Annotated in this window: 14 protein-coding genes; 9 read left to right on the top strand and 5 right to left on the bottom strand. The window is 65.8% G+C overall.

Annotation, left to right across the window (positions count from 1 at the left end):
- Positions 1–535: 535 nt before the first annotated feature.
- Together metG and BN2476_RS12215 are read left to right on the top strand one after the other, a co-directional pair.
- A complete protein-coding gene (gene metG / locus BN2476_RS12220; protein WP_087734423.1) occupies positions 536–2,722 on the top strand; it encodes a methionine--tRNA ligase in 2,187 nt (728 codons plus the stop codon).
- A 309-nt stretch (positions 2,723–3,031) separates the two neighbouring features.
- A complete protein-coding gene (locus tag BN2476_RS12215) occupies positions 3,032–4,900 on the top strand; it encodes an adhesin (protein WP_087734422.1) in 1,869 nt (622 codons plus the stop codon).
- A gap of 73 nt (positions 4,901–4,973) precedes the next feature.
- Here the strand turns inward: BN2476_RS12215 and BN2476_RS12210 are convergent, their stop codons facing one another.
- Entirely contained in the window at positions 4,974–9,323 is a 4,350-nt protein-coding gene (locus BN2476_RS12210) for a translocation/assembly module TamB domain-containing protein (RefSeq protein WP_087734421.1), read from the bottom strand.
- Between the two features lie 43 nt (positions 9,324–9,366).
- Entirely contained in the window at positions 9,367–11,079 is a 1,713-nt protein-coding gene (locus BN2476_RS12205; RefSeq protein WP_235850805.1) for an autotransporter assembly complex protein TamA, read from the bottom strand.
- A 465-nt stretch (positions 11,080–11,544) separates the two neighbouring features.
- On the opposite strand from BN2476_RS12205, the gene BN2476_RS12200 reads away from it, so the two are divergent.
- The 4 genes from BN2476_RS12200 to panD all read left to right on the top strand — a co-directional run bounded on the left by BN2476_RS12200 (position 11,545) and on the right by panD (position 14,248).
- A complete protein-coding gene (locus BN2476_RS12200; RefSeq protein ID WP_087734419.1) occupies positions 11,545–11,730 on the top strand; it encodes a DUF3460 family protein in 186 nt (61 codons plus the stop codon).
- Positions 11,731–12,603: a segregation and condensation protein A gene (locus BN2476_RS12195; protein WP_087734418.1), complete on the top strand. Its 873-nt coding sequence runs from the start codon at positions 11,731–11,733 to the stop codon at positions 12,601–12,603.
- Between the two features lie 339 nt (positions 12,604–12,942).
- The gene (gene panC, locus BN2476_RS12190; protein WP_087734417.1) at positions 12,943–13,776 is read left to right on the top strand and encodes a pantoate--beta-alanine ligase; all 834 of its coding nucleotides are present in this window, start codon (positions 12,943–12,945) and stop codon (positions 13,774–13,776) included.
- Between the two features lie 85 nt (positions 13,777–13,861).
- Positions 13,862–14,248 carry an aspartate 1-decarboxylase gene (gene panD, locus BN2476_RS12185; RefSeq protein ID WP_087734416.1) on the top strand — a complete coding sequence of 129 codons (387 nt, stop codon included), beginning with the start codon at positions 13,862–13,864 and terminating at the stop codon, positions 14,246–14,248.
- A gap of 65 nt (positions 14,249–14,313) precedes the next feature.
- On the opposite strand, the gene BN2476_RS12180 is transcribed toward panD, so the two are convergent.
- Entirely contained in the window at positions 14,314–14,973 is a 660-nt protein-coding gene (locus BN2476_RS12180; protein WP_087734415.1) for a ParA family protein, read from the bottom strand.
- Positions 14,974–15,187: 214 nt separating this feature from the next.
- Here BN2476_RS12180 and BN2476_RS12175 point away from each other — a divergent pair, with 214 nt between their 5' ends.
- Positions 15,188–15,607 carry a PaaI family thioesterase gene (locus BN2476_RS12175; protein WP_087734414.1) on the top strand — a complete coding sequence of 140 codons (420 nt, stop codon included), beginning with the start codon at positions 15,188–15,190 and terminating at the stop codon, positions 15,605–15,607.
- A 113-nt stretch (positions 15,608–15,720) separates the two neighbouring features.
- Here the strand turns inward: BN2476_RS12175 and BN2476_RS12170 are convergent, their stop codons facing one another.
- Positions 15,721–16,155 carry a DoxX family protein gene (locus tag BN2476_RS12170; protein ID WP_087734413.1) on the bottom strand — a complete coding sequence of 145 codons (435 nt, stop codon included), beginning with the start codon at positions 16,153–16,155 and terminating at the stop codon, positions 15,721–15,723.
- Positions 16,156–16,277: 122 nt separating this feature from the next.
- Positions 16,278–17,768 (bottom strand): cobyric acid synthase, encoded by a 1,491-nt coding sequence (locus tag BN2476_RS12165; protein ID WP_438942876.1) that lies wholly within the window; start codon positions 17,766–17,768, stop codon positions 16,278–16,280.
- A gap of 159 nt (positions 17,769–17,927) precedes the next feature.
- On the opposite strand from BN2476_RS12165, the gene cobU reads away from it, so the two are divergent.
- Together cobU and cbiB are read left to right on the top strand one after the other, a co-directional pair.
- Positions 17,928–18,476 carry a bifunctional adenosylcobinamide kinase/adenosylcobinamide-phosphate guanylyltransferase gene (cobU, locus tag BN2476_RS12160; protein WP_087734412.1) on the top strand — a complete coding sequence of 183 codons (549 nt, stop codon included), beginning with the start codon at positions 17,928–17,930 and terminating at the stop codon, positions 18,474–18,476.
- Positions 18,473–19,414, top strand: coding sequence for an adenosylcobinamide-phosphate synthase CbiB (gene cbiB, locus BN2476_RS12155; RefSeq protein WP_087734411.1), 942 nt, complete (start codon positions 18,473–18,475; stop codon positions 19,412–19,414). The genes cobU and cbiB overlap by 4 nt, the downstream gene beginning before the upstream one ends.

The following is a 19,414-nucleotide window of genomic DNA, read 5'->3' as shown; positions in this document are numbered from 1 at the left end:
AGCGGACCGCACAAGCGAATCGAAAAAATTTTCGAACTCTTCTGAAATTCCGCTGTCTGTCTTTACGGTACGTGTGCGGCGACGCCGCCGCGTCACCATTCTCCTCTTGTCGTTGTTGCTCCGGGGCCATAGCCCCGGTTTTTTTGCCTGCTCTCCCTTCTCTTCTACAAAGACGCTACGCACCGCGAACGGGTGCATCGCGACCCTATTCGGCGGCGCTCAACTGCGTGATGTATTCGATGTGAACGCAAGGCGACGTCTCTTTGCGCAGCCGATCAGGCGCGACACGCATTGCCGCCGCCTCGCCGCGGAATGACCCTGAATGCCCGCTCTCACCTGCGCGCTGCCTCGATAGGTCCACGCTGGTAAAATCGACGATTCGGGCCGGTTCTACGCGCGACGACAATCCGCGAAGCCGCGTTCGACAACCCGAGCTGCATGAGCGGATGCCCCGCCCGTGCGGTCCTGGGCGCAGCGCCGTCCGCGTTGACGTTGTGACGGCCGCCCGTACCTTCCGCCAGTCCATAGAACCCACATGTCAGCAACCGACGCCACCGCGGTTCAATCCGCGGACCTCACCGCCGCCGGCGCGCCGAAGAGCCGCCGCCAGATCCTCGTCACGTCTGCCCTGCCGTACGCGAACGGGCAAATCCATATCGGCCACCTGGTCGAATATATCCAGACGGACATCTGGGTCCGCGCGCTGCGAATGCATGGGCACGAGGTCTACTACGTCGGCGCCGACGACACGCACGGCACCCCGATCATGCTGAAGGCGGAACAGGAAGGCATCACGCCGAAGCAGCTGATCGACCGCGTGTGGCAGGAGCACAAGCGCGACTTCGACAACTTCGGCATTTCGTTCGACAACTACTACTCGACCGATTCCGAAGAGAACCGAGTGCTGTCCGAGTCGATCTACACGGCGCTGCAGGCGGCCGGCCTGATCGAGGCGCGCGACATCGAGCAGGCATACGACCCCGTCAAGGAAATGTTCCTGCCGGACCGCTTCATCAAGGGCGAGTGCCCGAAGTGCCACGCGAAGGACCAGTACGGCGACAACTGCGAAGTGTGCGGCTCGACGTATCAGCCGACCGAGCTGATCAACCCGTACTCGGTCGTGTCGGGCGCGACGCCGATCAAGAAAACTTCGACGCACTACTTCTTCAAGCTGTCCGACCCGCGCTGCGAGTCGTTCCTGCGCGGCTGGGTCGGCGGCCTCGCGCAGCAGGAAGCGACCAACAAGATGCGCGAATGGCTCGGCGACGCGGGCGAAGCAAAGCTCGCCGACTGGGACATCTCGCGCGATGCGCCCTACTTCGGCTTCGAGATTCCGGGCGCGCCGGGAAAGTACTTCTACGTGTGGCTGGACGCGCCTGTCGGCTACTACGCGAGCTTCCGCAATCTCGCGCAAAAGCGCGGCGTCGATTTCGACGCGTGGGTGAAGAAGGGCTCGACGGCCGAGCAGTATCACTTCATCGGCAAGGACATCCTGTACTTCCACACGCTGTTCTGGCCCGCGATGCTCGAGTTCTCCGGCCATCGCACGCCGACCAACGTGTTCGCGCACGGCTTCCTGACCGTCGACGGCGCGAAGATGTCGAAGTCGCGCGGCACGTTCATCACGGCCAACAGCGTGATCGAAACGGGCATGAACCCCGAATGGCTGCGCTACTACTTCGCGGCCAAGCTGAACAGCACGATGGAAGACATCGACCTGAACCTCGAAGACTTCCAGGCGCGCGTGAACAGCGACCTCGTCGGCAAGTACGTGAACATCGCGAGCCGCGCCGCCGGCTTCCTGATCAAGCGCTTCGACGGCCGCGTGCAGGACAGCGCGATGCAGCATCCGCTGCTGGCGTCGCTGCGCGCCGCGATTCCGCTGATCGCCGCGCACTACGAGTCGCGTGACTATGGCCGCGCGCTGCGCCTGACGATGGAGCTCGCGGATTCCGTGAACGCGTACGTCGATACGGCCAAGCCATGGGATCAGTCGAAGGACCCGGCGAACTCGGCCGCGCTGCACGAGACGTGCAGCGTGTCGCTCGAAGCGTTCCGTCTGCTGTCGCTGGCGCTCAAGCCGGTGCTGCCGAAGGTCGTCGAAGCGGCCGAGGCGTTCCTCGGCGTCGAGCCGCTGACGTGGACAGATGCGGACAAGCCGTTGACCTCCGCGCGCGCGATCAACGCGTACAAGCACCTGATGACCCGCGTCGATCCGAAGCAGATCGAGGCGCTGCTCGTCGCGAACCGCGGCTCGCTGCAACCGGCCGCCGGCGCGGCAGCCGAAGCCGACAAGACGCAGGCGCAGGCCAAAGCCAAGGCACACGCGAAAGCCACGGCGGCCGCCCACGGCGACACGCAGGCAAGGCCCGACGACAGCGGCATCATCACGATCGACGACTTCGCGAAGATCGACCTGCGCATTGCGAAGATCGTCGATTGCCGCGCGGTCGAAGGATCGGACAAGCTGCTGCAACTGACGCTCGACGTCGGCGAGGAAAAGACGCGCAACGTGTTCTCGGGCATCAAGTCGGCGTATCAGCCCGAGCAGCTGGTCGGCAAGCTGACGGTGATGGTCGCGAACCTCGCGCCGCGCAAGATGAAGTTCGGCCTGTCCGAAGGCATGGTGCTCGCCGCATCGGCCGCCGACGAGAAGGCCGAGCCGGGCATCTACGTGCTCGAGCCGGACAGCGGCGCGAAGCCCGGCATGCGCGTCAAGTAACGCGAGCGCATCGCACTGTTGGCGCGAACAGACGCCACTACGGAAGCACGTCTTTGGACGTGCTTTTTTTTTCGTCCTGGCTTCGGTATCTGTGATTGGGCAACGCAAAACCAGACGGAACAGCTTCCGCAGCCAAATCCTTTCTCAAAATAAGAGTGTTCCTACATTCAGCCGGATCGAATTCTTCGAAAATTGCGATCGGTTTGTCAGACGGCCCGGCAGCCGGCGCTTCAGCTGACGACACTCGCTTCAGAGCGGGCATATCGACGACGACACACACCCGCTCGTCATCCCGAATCGACCACCGACATGAGCACTGAATACTCCCTCGACCAGTTCGAAGCCCTCGTCGCTTCCCGTGACTACGACGCCGCGCACGAAGCGCTGATCGTGTTGATCAACACACTCATCTCGAACCGCAGCCGGCTGCCGGGCGTCGACCTGGCGTTCGCCGATCCGATGCTCCCGACGAGCAAGGAAGCAGCGGCGACGCTGCAACGCATCGCCGACGCCCTCACGACCCTCCTCGCCGATCCGCAATTCCGCCTGAACGACAAGCAGTTCAATCAGCTTTTCTCGAGCCGTCACTGGATCAACATGCTGTTCGTCGCGTCGGCGTACGGCAGCACGGATCACATCCTGCGCGCGCTGCTCGATCACGCGGCTTCATCGGATGACGCCGACAGCGCGAAGGCGCTGGTCAGAAAGCAGATCGTCCTGTACACGGTCGAATCGCAGTACGAAATCGATCTTGCCGATCTGGCGAAGAGCGAGCCGGCGCTCGCGACGAGCCTCGGCATGTCGATCGTGGGTTCGGCCGTCGTGATCTCGCCGGCGGCGCACGCAAAGCGCGAGCGCCTGATCGAATGGCTGCCCGGCGCGCTCGAAACCATCGACGACCTCGACAACCTGCCGGGCGCAGCCGTCTGCGGCGCGTACATGCATTGCAGCTACTCCGACCTGCCGACCCGCCATGCGATGAAGCGCGGCATCAGCCAGCTCGTGCGCAGGAAACTCGACTCGCTCGGCCTGCTCGCCCACGAGGCGGAAGTCGCGCCCGCTCCCGCGTCGGAAGAACAGGCCGTGCGCAAGCCGCTGATGATCGTCGTGCTCGAATGGTTCAACGGCGGCCATTCGATCTATCGCACGCATTCGCGCACGATGCTCGCGGCGCGCGAGCGCTTCGAAGTCGTCGCCTTCGGCGAGGCGCAGCATGTGGACGAAGCAGGCCGCGCCGTGTTCGATCGCTTCATCCCGTTTGAGCATCCGGAGTATGTCGGCGAGATCGTCCGGCAGGTGCAGAACTTCGCGCGCGACAATCGGCCCGCCGTGCTCTACATGCCGAGCGTCGGCATGTTCCCGCACACGATCTTCATGACGAACGTACGCGTCGCGCCGCTGCAGATCGCGGCGCTCGGCCACCCGGCGACGATGCACGCGTCGTGCATCGACTATGTGAGCGTCGAGGAAGATTTCGTCGGCGATCCCGCGTGCTTCAGCGAAAAGCTGATGCGCCTGCCGAAAGACGGCCAACCGTATGTGCCGTCAAAACTGCTCACCGACATCACGCCTGGCATTCCCGAGCGCGGCGAGTTCATCGACATCGCCGTGACCGCGAGCGCGATGAAGCTCAACCCGCGCTTCCTCGGCGCGTGCCGGCGAATCATCGAAACGGCCGGCATTCCCGTGCGCTTCCATTTCATGACGTCGTGGGCCGAGGGTCTCGATATCGCCTATGTGCGCCGGCTGATCCAGGCGGCGCTGCCGCGCGAAAACGTGCTGGTGTACGGCGGGATGAGCTACCCGGCCTATCTCAAGATCATCAATACGATGGACATGTTCGTGAGTCCGTTTCCGTTCGGCAATACGAACGGCATCGTCGACGCGCTCACGCTCGGTCTGCCCGGCGTCAATCTGTGCGGCGCGGAAGTCTTCGAGCATATCGACAGCGGGCTCTTCGGACGCGCGGGCATGCCCGCCTGGCTGACCACGCATTCGATCGACGAGTACGTGCGCGCCGCCGTGCGGCTCGCCACGCAGCACGCCGAGCGCGAGATGCTGCGGCGCCGGTTGATCGACGAAAAGGCCGTCGAGCGCATCTTCGAGGGACGGCCCGAGGGGTTCGGCCGGATCGTGCAGGCGCTGGTGAATGCGCAACGGCAGGCGGACCCGCGCTAACGCATACCCGTCATTTCCCATTTCGCAGCCAGCAGGCCGGCCGCTCGCGCAGCGCGCCGGCCTTTTTTGATCATCATCGCAGCCTGTCGAAGCGCCGCGTGTACTGCAAGTCCATCCCCTGGAACGTGCCGCCGTACGCGGCCACCGACCAGTAGCGCGTCAGGTTCACGGTCGCCTTGATCGCGTTGCTCGCTGATTGCAGGCCCTGCTCATAGCCGATCACGAGCCACTCGCTCATCGCCTTCGACACCATCACGACCTGCGGATCGGTCAGCCCCACTTCGCTTCGTCCGATCGAGAATTCGTCGAGCCCGAACTCCTGTGCGATGCGCTTGCCGCTGGCACTGCCGAGCAGGGCGAGCGCTGTTGTCATCGTGCTCTGCTGGCCGACGCTGTTGCCCTGATCGGTGCCGTGTCCGAACAGCAGCCACGAGAGCTTTTCGTTGTCCGGCACGCTCGGCTCCGACACCAGCTTCGCGACGGGCGACTGGATCGTGCCCGTCACCTGCACGCCCGCCTCGACCTGCTGGTTGCGGCGCATCGCGAGAATGTTGATGCCGGGATTCGCGACCGGTCCGTTGAACGTGAAGAAGCCGTTTTCGATGCCGAGCTTGCGGCCGAACGCCGTATAGGTCGAGCCTTCCGTCACGCGCACGTTGCCGACCGCGCGCAGCGGCATATTCGGCGCGCTCAACGCGGTGATCGTGCCGCGCAGGCCGACGTCCGCGCCCTGGCCGCGGAAGCGGAATTTCTGGCCGAGATCGATATCGATGTTCGCGCGCGGCGCCAACGCGCCGACCGGCTTGTTCGAATTGCCGGTTTCCTGCGGCTTGCCGCCCGCCACCGACCCGTCCGGGCGCACGACCACGACATCGTCGCCGAGACGCGGCTCGCCCTTCTCGGGCATGTCGAACATCGCATGATCGATGACGAACTTGCCGTTGATCGCGAGCCCGCCCTGCGCGCCGGCGTTCGCCATGCTCGCGCTGCCCGACATCGTCAGCTGCCGGTCCGGCGCTGCGAAGAGTTCGAGCTTGTCGGCGACGATGTTCGCCGTCAGGTCGGGTTCCGCGTTGTCGAGCCGCACGCGGCCCGTCGCGCGCAGCGTGCCCGATGCGCCGTGAAACTCGACCTGCTGGAAATCGACGAGGTTTTCGGAGAGCGCAATATGCACCACGCCGTCCTTCAACTGCACGCCCTGGTCGACGAGCGTCGCCGACAGTCCGTCGCCGATCAGCGAGCCCGACAGGTTCGGCTTCGCGACGGTGCCGCCGAGCGCGAGCTTGAGCGCCAGATGGCCGTCGAGCAGATAGCTCGGCCCGAACAGGCCGCCCGTCGTTTTCAGCGACGGCACGTTCGCGTTGATGCTGCCCGTGAGCGGCCCTTCCTGGTTGAGCGTCAGCACGCCGTCACGCGGCACGAGCGGCGTATGCGCCGACGCGTCGATCACGCCGATGCGGCTTGCCTGCGCATGCACGGTCGCGTTCAGCTGATTGCCGCCGCTGAAGTCCGCGCGCGCGGCGATGTCGCTAATGCCGACAGGCGCGTAGCCGCGTCCCACTTCGAGCGTAATGTCGCCGCCGCGCCGCTTCAGGTCGATATGGCCCGTCGCCGTATCAGCGAGCGCGAAGTCCCAGTTGCCGTCGAAGACGAGATCGGTTTTCAGCGTCGACGGCACGCCCGTGAACTCCTGGCGCAATTCGAGCATCCGCGCGACCGACACGCCCGTCAGCGTGCCCGCCGAGCGGATGCGACCGTGATCGAGCGCGAACGACTTCAGATCGAGCACCGCGCCTTCGAGCGTCAGCCGCGTCGCGCCGAGCGTCACGCGCTGGCCGCCCGCGCTGACGGTGAGCGGCGATTCCATGTTCAGCGCAGGCGTGCCCTTGTTCGACAGGCGTGTGACGGTGCCGTCCCAGTGCGTGCCGTCGCGCGCGTCGGTGAGCTTGCCGTTCGCTGCCAGCGCCAGGTCGAGTGGCCGGCCTTTCAGCGAGCCCTTCGCGGCGGCGTCGAGCGTATGTTTCGCGCGCGTGCCGTTCAGGCGCGCGGTGAGCGCGTTCAGTTCGACGCCCGCCGTGCTGACATCGCGCGCGTCCGTCGTAAAGACCATGGCGCCGTTCGCGCCGTCGCGCAACTCGACGTGCCCTTCCGCATGCCCGACCCTGTTCGACGCGAACACGACGTTTTCCGCTTTGTAGTCGAGCGCGACGTTCGGATGGTCGAACGTGCCTGTCACGTCGCCCTGCGCCGCGACGAGACCGGCAAGCCCAAAGCCGAGCCGTTCGAGATCAGGTGCGTCTACATGAAAGCGCAGGCGGTCGCCGCGGGCCCCGAAGCTGCCTTGCAGATCGAGCTGATTGCCCGCGACGGAAAGACTCGCGCGGCTCGGCAGGATGCGCGAGCCGGCCAGTTGCACGGTGCCGCTGCCCGTCATCGGCAGGCCGTCGTAGACGCTTTCGCCGAGGCGGAACTCGGCTTTCGTCGTGAACGTGGGGCCCAGCACGCCCGCCGCCGACAGCGTGCCGTTCACGCGCGCCTCGATCTTGCGCGACGCGGAGGCTTTTGCCGGTGAATGCGCCGCCGTTTTCGTGGGCGCCTTCGTGGGTGCTTCAGGCGTGCCCGTCGTGGTGTTGCGGCCTTTGCCCGACTTGCCCTTTGCCGAGCCGCCCTTGTTGACTGGCGCCGCCGCGCGCGACGGTGTTTGCGTGGTCAGCGTCAGCGGATCGAAATCGGTCAGCGTCGCCTTGAGGTTGTACGTGGAGTGCTCGTCGCGCTTCATCGCGCCATTCAGGTCGATGCGGCCTTTGCCGGACGTGATGCGCACGTCGTTGAAGCTCGTGCGCGCCGGGTCCAGCGTGATCTTGCCTTGCGCGCGCAATGCCGACTTCGGATCGTTCAGATCGAGCGTGACGCCTTGTGTATCGTCGTTCAGCCGGATCGAGACGGGCCCTGCGAACTGCGTCGGGCGCACGCTCGCCTGCAACGCGTTCAGGTCCAGATTCGCGACCTGCAGATCGAACTGCCCCCGCTTGCCCGTCAGCGTACCGCCGCCCGTCACGGTTGCGTCCTTCACGAGCCGCACGTTCAGGTTGGAGAGGTGCTGCGCCTGCGCGTCGAGCCGCACGTCGACATGCGCGTCGATCAGCGGCAGCAGGTGCTGGTCGATCGAGCCGGGCTTCGCGTTCACGATCGACACCGCGCCCTGCACGGCGAAAGCGCGTGCGCCGCCAGCGGCGTCGGGCTGTGATGCGGGCGCGGGGGCGCTCGCTACGCTTGCCGGATGGGCGGTACTCGCGACGCTGGCCGGGCTCGCAGCCTTGCCCGGACTTGCGGTAGCCACCGAACTCGCCACGCCAGCGCTAGTCGCGCCGCTCGCCGCACCCACGCCGCTAGCGCCGCTCGCCGCCCCATGCATCGCCTCATGCCCCGCCGCATCGCGCTGCACGGGCTGCAACTCGGCGCGCACGGCGAGATCGGCGAGCGGCGCGCCGGGCGCGAAAGCCTGCGGATTCACGTGATCGAAAGTCAGCGTCGCGCGCTGCAACGGCACGTCGGCGAACGGCGTCGCCTCGACGCGCGCGTGACCTGCCAGCTTCAACCCCGTCGCGTCGAGTTCGGCGACGAGCGTTTCGAGCGTGCCCGACAGATGCGCGCGCACCTGCACCGGCTCGTCGTTGACCTTGCCGGAATAACCGGCGTCGCCCGTCAGCGGAAACGGCCGCACGCCGTCGAGCTTCGCCGCCGCCGTCACCGCGCCGAACGGCGTATCGAGCCGGTCGACGGATGCCTCGTGATGCCTTCCGTCGCTGCGCCCGTGAAAGAGCAAGCGCGCGTATTCGGACGTCGATCCGCCTTCGCGCAGGATCAGCCTGTCGACGCTCAGATCGCGCACGGCCAGTTGCAGCGGCACGCGCAGGTCTTTCGGCAAGCTCATCGGCGCGGACTTCGAGGTGGACGGCCCAATGCGCGCATCGATCGTGCCCACGTGCAGATAGTCGATGACGAAGCGCCAGGGCTTGTCGGACAGCGCCCATCGCCCGTCGATGCGGTCGATGCGGATATCGGTGCCGGTGCCGTCGAGGCTGCGCCAGCGCACGTCGCGCATGTGCAGACCCGTCGCGATCGAGCCGCCGTCGAGCTTGCCTTCGAGCTGCCCGTGCAGCAGCTTCACGGCCGTCTGCCACGCGTAAGCGGTGCCGCGCTCCGTGGCGAACACGCCATACAGCGCACCGCCGATTAGCGCGACGAGCACGACGGGCACGGTGATCCCCCAGACGATCGCCTGCCACAGCCGCCGGCCGCGGCGCGGCTTTTTCCCGGGCGGCGGCGTGCCGGACCCATCCGCGCCGCGAGGCGGCTCGCCGCCCGGCGGGTTGCCGCCCTGCGGGTTCTCTGATGGATTCGCGGATGGGTCCGTCGTCATGCTTGGGAATGGCTATCGGGTTCGGTGTGGGTTCAGTGGGAAATCAGAAGGCGATGCCGAGTGTCAGATAAGGCCGCACGCTCTTGTTGCGGATGCCATAGGCGAGGTCGACGTTCACGGGACCGACGGGGCTGCGCCAGCGCGCGCCCACGCCGACACCCGGAAAGAAAACCTTTTCGCCCCATGTGTCGGTGGCCGTGCCGATGTCGAAGAACACCGCCGCGCCCCAGTCGCGATTGAACCAGTGCTGATACTCGGATGAGCCCGTCACCAGGTACTTGGTCGGCAGAATCGAGCCGCCGACGTTGTTACCGATACTCTGATATCCGTAGCCGCGCACCGAATTCGAGCCGCCCGCGCGGAACAGCAGCGACGCCGGCACGCCGCTCGACGGCCCGCTCGTGAATACGCCGCCCAGTTCAGCGCGGAACAGGATCAGGTCGCGCGCGCCGACGGGCACGTACTGCTGGCCGCGCGCATAGCCGCGAATGAATGTCTGGTCGGTCAGGAAGCCCTTCACCGCGAAGCCCGCCTCGACGTGCAGCAGGTTGCCCGAGCGCGGGAACAGCGGATCGTCGGTATTGCGGCGCGTCCACGACCAGGCGGGCACGAGCGCGCGGCTCGTCGTCGGCGCCTGGGTGTTCTGGTCCAGCCGGTCCTGGTAGTACAGGATCGAATACGCGTAGTCGATGTACTGCGACGTGCGCGTGCGCTGCACGCCCGCGCGCATGCTGTAGATGCGCGTATCGGACACGTCCGTGCTGGTGTACGACGCGAGCGCGCTATTGGTCCAGCCACGGCGTCCCGGCGGCATTGAAAGCTTCACCTCGCCGTACTGCTGGATCTGGTCGAGCCGGCCAGCGACGGAAAACGGCCACGCCGCGCCGAACGTGTCGAGATACGAATACGAGCCCTGAATGTGCGCGCCCGTGTCCGTCGAATAGCCGACACCGCCGCGCACGCTGTTGTACGGATACTCGCTGACCTTCACGTGCACGGGCGTTTCGAGCGGCTTTTCCGTATCGTTGCCGACGTCGATCGCGACGCTCGCGTAGTACGGCGTGTTCTGCAACTGGCGCTGCAGCTCCGTCACGCGCTGCACGTCGTAGACTTCGCCCGGCGAAATCGGATTCACGTTCTCGACGATGCGCTCCGGATAGCGCCGCGGCCCTGACACGTCGAGCTTGCCCATCGTGAATGTCGGGCCGCTGTCGAAGGTGACGGATAGTTTCGCTTCGTGCGTGCGCGGGTCGACGCGCGCCTCGGAGCGCGCGATCTTCGCGCCCAGATAGCGGCGCGCCTGGAGCGCCTTCAGCGCCGCCTCCTTCGCGTCGTCCCAGTCCGACTGCGTGAACGGATCGCCTTCGTGCAGCGAGAACGCGAAGCGCGTCGCGTTTTCCTGCGACGGGTCTTCCGTCAGCACCGGGCCGCGAAACGACAGCGAAATCGACGAGATCGTCGTGCGCGGGCCCGGATCGACGGAAACGCGCACCTCTTTTTTATCGTCCACCGTGCGCACGTCGGTCCGCACGACGGGCGTGAAATAGCCTTGCGTCGACGCGAGATCGCGCACCTGCTGCGGCGTGGCCGTCACGAGGAAATCGAACTGCTCGGCGGAGATATCGTCGCGTTTCGCGAAGCGGGAAATGTCGAGATGTTCTTCGAGCAGCTTGCGCAGCGAGCGCGGCTCAGCCTCGACGTCGACCTTGAACGACGGCTTTGCGCGCGCGGCGTTGGCGTGCGAAGCCGTCATCATCAGCAGCACGCAGAGCCCGCACGACAGGCACGCGCGCAGCAGCACCGCCGCATACGATGCGCGCTGCATCGCGGGACGGTCTTGCACCAGGATTTCGTTGCGGCGTCTGCATGACCGCTCGATGGTCCACCCCGCCAAACACGACCTCCGGCTCATTTTGACGATTTGTTGAAGAATGCCGATACCCGGCCAGTCAAGCAAGGCGCAAGGGAAACCCCCGCTATTTGACCACATCGGCGCTCGCGGCAATTCATCGAACGCGTCGCGCCAGCCCGTGCCAACGCACCCGTGACATACGCAGCGCATGTCACGGGTGCCCGCCTTGGACGCCACGGGCCGCTCGCGGTTCCGCCGACTTTTCGCTTGACCTGCCCGGGCTTGCGGTAAAATCCTGTCCTGCACCGGCGGCCCCGCGTTTCAGGCCATCTTTCGGGCGCCGTCACCTTCATTCACGGACGTCGAGCCATGTATCAATCGGATATCACGCAGTTCCTGAACCAACTGAAGCAGCAAAAGCCCACTCTGGAGGAAGAGCAGCGTCGCGGCCGTGCGCTCCTGTGGGACAAGCAGCCGATCGACCTCGACGAACGCGCGTCAAATCAGGCTGCGCGCGTGAGGCAGACGCCGTACGTCTACTACCAGAACTTCTAAGTGACCACCGCCGACGAGGCTCGCGCCGCAACGGAAAAGTCCGACGCAGCGCTCGCCACGCCCGCTACCGACTCGACGCCCGACACCGTCGACGGCATTGCTTTCGCTCGCCTGTACGGCGAGCCGCTCTTCAAGCTGCCGCAGGACCTGTACATTCCGCCGGATGCCCTCGAAGTCTTTCTCGAGACCTTCGAAGGCCCGCTGGATCTGCTGCTGTACCTGATCCGCAAGCAGAACTTCAACGTGCTGGACATTCCGATGGCCGAAGTGACGGCCCAATATCTCGGCTATGTCGAACAGCTTCGCAAGACCAATCTCGAACTCGCATCCGAATATCTGCTGATGGCGGCGATGCTGATCGAGATCAAGTCACGCATGCTGCTGCCCGTGAAGAAGGCGGACACGGGCGAGGATGCGGAAGATCCGCGCGCCGAACTGGTACGCCGCCTGCTCGAATACGAGCAGATGAAGCTCGCGGCGCAGCGCCTCGATCAGTTGCCGCAACTCGGCCGCGACTTCCTGCGCGCCGAGGTGTACATCGAGCAGAGCATCACGCCGCGCTTCCCGGACGTGAACACGGACGACCTGCGCGCCGCGTGGGCCGACGTGATCAAGCGGGCGAAGCTCGTCCAGCATCACAAGATTTCGCGCGAGGAGTTGTCCGTGCGCGAGCACATGAGCGTGATCCTGCGCAAGCTGCAGAACGCTCGCTTCATGGAGTTTTCGGAGTTGTTCGACACGACGCGCGGCGTACCCGTGGTCGTCGTGAACTTTATCGCGATGCTCGAGCTGTCGCGTGAATCGTTGATCGAGATCACGCAGGCCGAGCCGTTCGCGCCGATTTACGTGCGGCTGGCTTACCTGCCGGCCTGACAGACGGCGGCATCGGCGCGGGGAACGATCGTTGCGTCATACTCCCGTCTTAGCTGTCCGCGAACTCGCAGCAGGGTCTTCCGGGCGCTTCAACAGACGCGCTCCCGGCAATGGCTCCGGCCCCAAAACCAGGCGCAAAAACAGGCGTTTACCCCCCGCCTCGATTGGTGCAGCACAACAGCAAATCCACTACAATCCCGCGCTTTGAAGGCTTCAAAGCCGGCCCGGCCGGCTCTGCGTGGATATTACGAAAGCGCGCGACATTTCGCGCAAACGAGACAACCGCGAGCCATCCAGCCGTCCGTTAGCGGCCCGAATGGTTCACAACACCGCCCGACCATGAAAGTCATCAGCTCGATCCAGGAATTGCGCGACCAGTTGCGCGGCCAGAACCGCACCGCCTTTGTGCCGACGATGGGCAACCTGCACGAAGGCCATCTGTCGCTGATGCGCCTCGCGCGCCAGCACGGCGACCCGGTCGTGGCGAGCATCTTCGTGAACCGCCTGCAGTTCGGCCCGAACGAAGACTTCGACAAATACCCGCGCACGCTCGAAGCGGACATCGAGAAGCTGCAGAAGGAAAACGTCTACGTGCTGTTCGCGCCGACGGAACGGGACATGTATCCGCAGCCGCAGGAATACCGCGTGCATCCGCCGCACGACCTGGGCGATATCCTCGAAGGCGAGTTCCGGCCCGGCTTCTTCACCGGTGTCTGCACGGTCGTGATGAAGCTGATGTCGTGCGTGCAGCCGCGCGTCGCCGTGTTCGGCAAGAAGGACTATCAGCAGTTGATGATCGTGCGCGCGATGACCGAGCAGTTCGCGCTGCCCACTGACATCATTGCCGCCGAAACCGTGCGCGACACAGACGGTCTCGCGCTCAGCTCGCGCAACCGCTATCTGAGCGAGGCCGAGCGCGCCGAAGCGCCAATGCTCGCGGTCACGCTCGGCCGCGTGCGCGAAGCCGTGCTGTCGGGCAGCCGCGATTTCGCGAAGCTGGAGCAGGAGGCGATGGCGTCGCTCGCCTCGCGCGGGTGGAAGCCGGACTACATCGCGATCCGAAAGCGCTCGAACCTTATCGCGCCTGCCGCGCACGAACCGGATGCGCCGCTCGTCGTGCTCGCCGCCGCGAAGCTCGGCGTGACGCGCCTGATCGACAACCTCGAGATCTGAACTCAACCGCGGCGCCGATTCGCGCCCGGACCAGGCCCAACGTGGCCAAAGCAGCCAAAGCAGTAGCAACGCCAAAGGATTAGCCATGCAACGCAACATGCTGAAGTCGAAGATTCACCGCGCGGTGGTCACGCACTGCGAGCTGCACTACGAAGGCTCGTGCGCGATCGACGAAAACCTGCTGGAAGCGGCGAACATCGTCGAGAACGAGCGCATCGACATCTGGAACATCAACAACGGCGAGCGCTTTTCGACGTATGCGATCAAGGGCGAGCGCGGCAGCGGCATGATCTCGCTGAACGGCTCGGCGGCGCGGCGCGCGCAGCTGGGCGATCTCGTGATCATCGCGGCGTTCGCGAACGTCGACGAAGAAGAGCTGAAGGCCGGCTGGAAGCCGAACCTCGTGTTCGTCGACGAAAACAACGTGATCAAGGGCAGCCGCGATCACGTGCCGACGCAAAGCTGGACCTGATCCGATCGCCAGCCACCGTCGGTAGCAACAAAGGCTGAAGCGGCTCTCAGAACGAAGAGCCGCCTTCAGCCTTTCTTCCCGCTCCCCTTCCCGCCCGGGCCTTTCCCGTTGAGCCAGGCAGTGATCGACTCCCACTGCTCCAGGTCTTTCTCGACGCGGCTTTTCGCGACGTCCCACAGCGTCAGGCCGTGCGCCGCCAGTTGCACGTAGTTCTGCGTATCGCGCAGGTAGCCGAGCACGGGCAGGTCGAGCCCCTCGACGAAGCGATGCAACTGGTCCGCCGATTTCGTGCGCGCATCCACGCGCATGCCGACCACGCCGATCTCGATCGCGCCTTTGCGCACCGCCTTTTCCTTCGCGAGCCGCTCGAGAAATTCCTTGGTCGCGAGAATATCGAAGATGGACGGCTGCAGCGGCACGATCACCTTGTCCGCGAGCGACAGCGCCACGTTCAGCCGGTTGCCGTGCAGCCCGGCGGGCGTATCGACGACTGCCTGCTCGAGACCCTTGGGCGGCTTGGCAGGCGCGTCCGGATCGACGTGCCACGTTTCGATGGCCGGCAGCGTTTCCGGGCGCAGATCGAGCCACGCATGCGCGGACTGCTGCCGGTCGAGATCGGCGAGCGCGACCCATTGGCCCTCAGCCGCGAAATAGCCAGCCAGATTGGTCGACAGTGTGCTCTTGCCCACACCGCCTTTTGGATTCGCCACCACGATCACCGTCATGAATTCTCCCGGGAAGATAGCTGGCGCTGCCAGCCGGTTTGCCGCTCGATTTCCGGCCCGCCCGCGCTCCGCGGCCCGCCGATACGGCTCGGGCGTTTGGCAGGGCGTGGGCCGATTATTCCAGCCGTTGATAATATCGGCAAAACCTGTCGCGTCGAAGTCCCTACGCGCCCGAGGGACGCTTCCCTCCCTTTTTTTCGAGAGTACCAGGATTATGAGCAAACTGCGCAGCGATTACACGATCGACCGGCTCCACGAACGCCAGAAAGGTTCGTTGCCTGGCTTGCTGGGCGTGCGTGTGATCGACCTCGCCGAAAGCACGCTGACGGCCGAGTTGACCGTGCGCAGTGAACTTCTCGCGCCGAACGGCTTCCTGCACGCGGCGACTGTGATCGCTCTCGCCGACACCGCGTGCGGCTACGCGTGCCTTGCGCATCTGCCGGACAACGCGCGCAACTTCACGACGATCGAACTGAAGAGCAATTTCCTCGGGACGTCGACGGAAGGGACGATTCGCGCGGTCGCGAAAGGCGTGCATCTGGGGCGCAGCACCCAGGTCTGGGACGCGACGGTGACTGATCCGAACGGCAAGACGATGGCTCTGTTCCGGTGCACGCAGATGGTGCTGTACTGAAGGTGGGGTACTGAACGCTGCAAGCCATCAACGACAAAAACGGCACGAGGCTCACGCCCGCGTGCCGTTTTTTTGTTGGGAAGCTGGCAGCGCGCCAGCCCCACATCGCCGTATCAAGCGGGCTTGCGCGCCTGCCCCAGCGACTCCGCCTTCGCGCCGCCGACAGCAAAAAGGCCATTGCCAAGCAGCGACTGCACGACGAGCGTGACGGCCCAGAACGCCGGATATTCCCAGCCGCCGTGCGGCGACGCAAAGCCCCAGCCGTTCGGCAGATGCACGGACAGCGCGCCGAGCATGAACGGCAGAAGCACGAGCGAGACCCAGCGCACCTGCACGCCGAGCAGCAATGCGATCCCGCCGAACAGTTCGACGAACGTCGTCACATAGGCGAGCCAGCCCGGAAAACCGATCGACACGAAGAATTGCGCCGCGCCCGGCAGCGTGAAGACGAAGATTTTCTGCAGGCTGTGCGCCAGATACAGCACGCCCAGCGCGACGCGCAGGATCGTGGCGGCGAGATCGGCCTTGTTGCTCGCGGTCAGGTTCATGTCGGTTCCTTCGATGAGGGTTTGACGGCGCGGATTGCGCTGTCGATGGAACGGACTTTATTCGAACCAATGCATCGGAAAAACCGTCTTCCCGGCTTAGATTAATTCGCGTCGAGAACGAATCAACCGACAGCCGCCCACATGCGCTTCAGGTCGAGGTGCGCGGCGAGCGTATCGGCGAGTCGCTCCAGCGACGCCTCGCGCAGCGCCGGATAGTCGACGGGCTCGGCGTTCGCGAGCCCTGCCCACGCGAGCAGCGACGCACATGCGGCGGGCGTGTCGAAGAGACCGTGCACGTAGGTCGCGAGAATCTGGTCGTCGGCGGAACGGGCGCCGTCGGGACGCGAGCGGCCGTCCGCATCGTCGAGCAGCAGCGCGGGCGCGTCGAGCGCGGGGCCTTGCGTCTCGCCCATGTGGATCTCGTAGCCGGCGATGTCCGCGGCATCGACAGCGAGGCGCCCCGTCACGTTCTTGAGCGTCTTGTCGCGCGTGAGCGTCGTCGAGAAGTCGAGCCAGCCGAGTCCGGCGACCGTCGCGGGCGGCCCTTCGACGCCGTGCGGGTCCGCGACTTCGCGCCCCAGCATCTGCATGCCGCCGCAAACGCCGATCACGCGCCCGCCGTAGCGCAGATGACGCTGCAACACGGCGTCCCAGCCCTGCGCGCGCAGAAACGCCAGATCGCCCTGCACGTTCTTCGAGCCGGGCAGGATGATCAGATCGGCGGGCGGCGGCGCGCTGCCCGCGCGCACGTAGTGAAAGTCGACTTGCGGATGCGCGCGTAGCGCATCGAAATCCGTGTGATTGCTGATGTGCGGCAGCGCGGGCACGACGACGCGCAAGGTCCGCGCGGCGTCGCCTGCGTGCGTGGCGCGCAGCTCGCGCGGCAGCATGTCTTCGGCATCGAGCGTGAGGCCGTGCAGATACGGCACGACGCCGAGCACGGGCTTGCCTGTCTTCGCTTCGAGCCATTCGAGCCCCGGCTTCAGCAGGCTGACGTCGCCGCGAAAGCGGTTGATGACGAAGCCGCGCACGCGCGCCTGCTCGCTTTCAGAGAGACAGGCGAGCGTGCCCGTCAGATGCGCGAACACGCCGCCGCGATCGATGTCGGCGACGAGCACGACGGGGCAATCGACGGCTTCCGCGAAGCCCATGTTCGCGATGTCGCGCTCGCGCAGATTGATTTCGGCGGGACTGCCCGCGCCTTCGACGAAGATCGTGTCGTACGACGCCTTCAGGCGCGCATACGATTCGAGCACCGCTTCGAACGCGACGGGCTTGTAGTCGTGATACGCGCGCGCGTCGAGATTCATGCGCGCCTTGCCGTGAATGATTACCTGCGCGCCGCGGTCGCTCGTCGGCTTGAGCAGCACGGGGTTCAGATCGGTGTGCGCGTCGATGCCCGCGGCCACGGCCTGCAACGCCTGCGCGCGGCCGATCTCGCCGCCGTCGACGGTCACTGCGCTATTGAGCGCCATGTTCTGCGGCTTGAACGGCGCGACCCGCACGCCCGCGCGCCGCGCGAGACGGCACAGGCCGGCAACGAGCGTGCTCTTGCCCGCATCGGACGTCGTGCCCTGGATCATCAGCGTGCCACGCGGCACGTTCAAGGACATATCGAGGGGCACGTCGGGCGCTTCGGTCGAAACGGAAGAAAAAGCGGACACGGTGGCCATGCGCGCAGTCGGAGGAAGGGAAGCCCGCATTATCCCATCGCGCTTGCGAGCGCGCGCATTCGTCACGGCACATGCGGACACTGTCGGTACAATCACGCGATGATTTCCCGCGACCTCACCTTCGTCCTCGGCGGCGCGCGTTCGGGCAAGAGCCTGCACGCCGAACGGCTCGCGACCGCGAGCGCGCTGCCCGTCACCTATGTCGCGACCGCGCGGATCGGCGACGACGAGTTCGCCGCGCGCGTCGCGCGCCATCGCGAGCGGCGGCCCGCGCATTGGGCGCTGCTCGAAGCGCCGCTCGACTTGCCGCAAGCGCTCGCGTCGATCGATGAGCCGGGGCAGTGCGTGCTGATCGACTGTCTGACGCTGTGGCTCGCGAACCTGCTGTGCCCCGCCGATGGCTCGCCGCCGCTCGACGATTACCTCGCGCGCTTCGCGATGCTCGAAGAAACGCTCGCGCAGGCACGCGCGAAGATCATCGTCGTCAGCAACGAGATCGGGCTCGGCGTGGTGCCGCTGGGCGCGGCGACGCGTCTTTATGTCGACGAGCTGGGACGGCTCAATCAACGCATTGCCGCGATCAGCACGCAGGTCACGATGATGGTCGCGGGCCTGCCGCTGCATCTGAAAACGGCGGACCGCTCATGATGCTGCTGTCATTGCCTCTCGTCGCGACGCTGGCGACGGCATCCGTGGCCATCGACCGATGGTGCGGCGAACCGAGCCGCGCGCATCCGCTCGTCGGCTTCGGCAAGCTCGCGGCAAGACTCGAAGCCGCGCTCAACACGGGGCGGTGCGGCCGGCTGCTCGGCATTCTCGCGTGGCTGCTGGCCGTCGTGCCGCCCGTTCTCGTCGCGACGTGGCTCGCGCTGGCGCTGCCGTTCGTGTTGGCGTGCGCGCTGCACGTCGCGCTGCTTTATTTCGCGCTCGGCGCGCGCAGCCTGCACGATCACATCGCGCCCATCGGCCGCGCGCTCGCGAGCCGCGATCTCGCGCAGGCGCGCGTGCTGACGTCGCGCATCGTCTCGCGTGAAACGTCGCACGCGGACGAAGGCGCGCTGTCGCGCGCTGCCGTCGAATCGGCGCTGGAAAACGGCAACGACGCGATCTTCGGCGCGCTCTTCTGGTTCGCGATTTTCGGCGGACCGGGCGCGCTCGCGTTCCGTCTCGCGAACACGCTCGACGCGATGTGGGGTTATCGGACGCCGCGCTATCTGCGCTTCGGCTGGGCGGCCGCGCGTTTCGACGATGTGCTGAACTGGCTACCCGCGCGCCTCACCGCATTCAGTTACGCGTTGCTCGGCGACACGCGCACCGCGCTGCAATGCTGGCGCGAACAGGCGCCGCGCTGGGACAGTCCGAACGCGGGGCCCGTGATGGCCTCCGGCGCGGGCAGCCTCAACGTGCTGCTGGGCGGCGCGGCTGTGTATCACGGCGTGATAGAACAGCGTCCCATGCTCGGCGCGGGCCACGCGGCGAGCGCGCGGCATGTCGAGGCGGCGCTGATGCTGGTCGAGCGGACCGTCATTCTGTGGCTCGCGGTATTCATCGCGCTCGCGTTGCTGAGCGTGCCGTTTCAGGGCTAG

The organism is Paraburkholderia piptadeniae (genome assembly GCF_900007165.1).
GTDB lineage: Bacteria > Pseudomonadota > Gammaproteobacteria > Burkholderiales > Burkholderiaceae > Paraburkholderia > Paraburkholderia piptadeniae.
Note: the sequence above shows the minus strand (reverse complement) of the source record. Positions and strands in the feature narration are given on the sequence as shown.

Coding starts and splice junctions, on each gene's coding strand:
- BN2476_RS12215 (WP_087734422.1), top strand. CDS start 3,032: ATGAGCACTGAATACTCCCTCGACCAGTTCGAAGCCCTCGTCGCTTCC.
- BN2476_RS12180 (WP_087734415.1), bottom strand. CDS start 14,973: ATGACGGTGATCGTGGTGGCGAATCCAAAAGGCGGTGTGGGCAAGAGC.
- BN2476_RS12175 (WP_087734414.1), top strand. CDS start 15,188: ATGAGCAAACTGCGCAGCGATTACACGATCGACCGGCTCCACGAACGC.
- BN2476_RS12170 (WP_087734413.1), bottom strand. CDS start 16,155: ATGAACCTGACCGCGAGCAACAAGGCCGATCTCGCCGCCACGATCCTG.
- cobU (WP_087734412.1), top strand. CDS start 17,928: ATGATTTCCCGCGACCTCACCTTCGTCCTCGGCGGCGCGCGTTCGGGC.
- metG (WP_087734423.1), top strand. CDS start 536: ATGTCAGCAACCGACGCCACCGCGGTTCAATCCGCGGACCTCACCGCC.
- BN2476_RS12200 (WP_087734419.1), top strand. CDS start 11,545: ATGTATCAATCGGATATCACGCAGTTCCTGAACCAACTGAAGCAGCAA.
- cbiB (WP_087734411.1), top strand. CDS start 18,473: ATGATGCTGCTGTCATTGCCTCTCGTCGCGACGCTGGCGACGGCATCC.
- panD (WP_087734416.1), top strand. CDS start 13,862: ATGCAACGCAACATGCTGAAGTCGAAGATTCACCGCGCGGTGGTCACG.
- panC (WP_087734417.1), top strand. CDS start 12,943: ATGAAAGTCATCAGCTCGATCCAGGAATTGCGCGACCAGTTGCGCGGC.
- BN2476_RS12165 (WP_438942876.1), bottom strand. CDS start 17,768: ATGTCCTTGAACGTGCCGCGTGGCACGCTGATGATCCAGGGCACGACG.
- BN2476_RS12205 (WP_235850805.1), bottom strand. CDS start 11,079: ATGATGACGGCTTCGCACGCCAACGCCGCGCGCGCAAAGCCGTCGTTC.
- BN2476_RS12210 (WP_087734421.1), bottom strand. CDS start 9,323: ATGACGACGGACCCATCCGCGAATCCATCAGAGAACCCGCAGGGCGGC.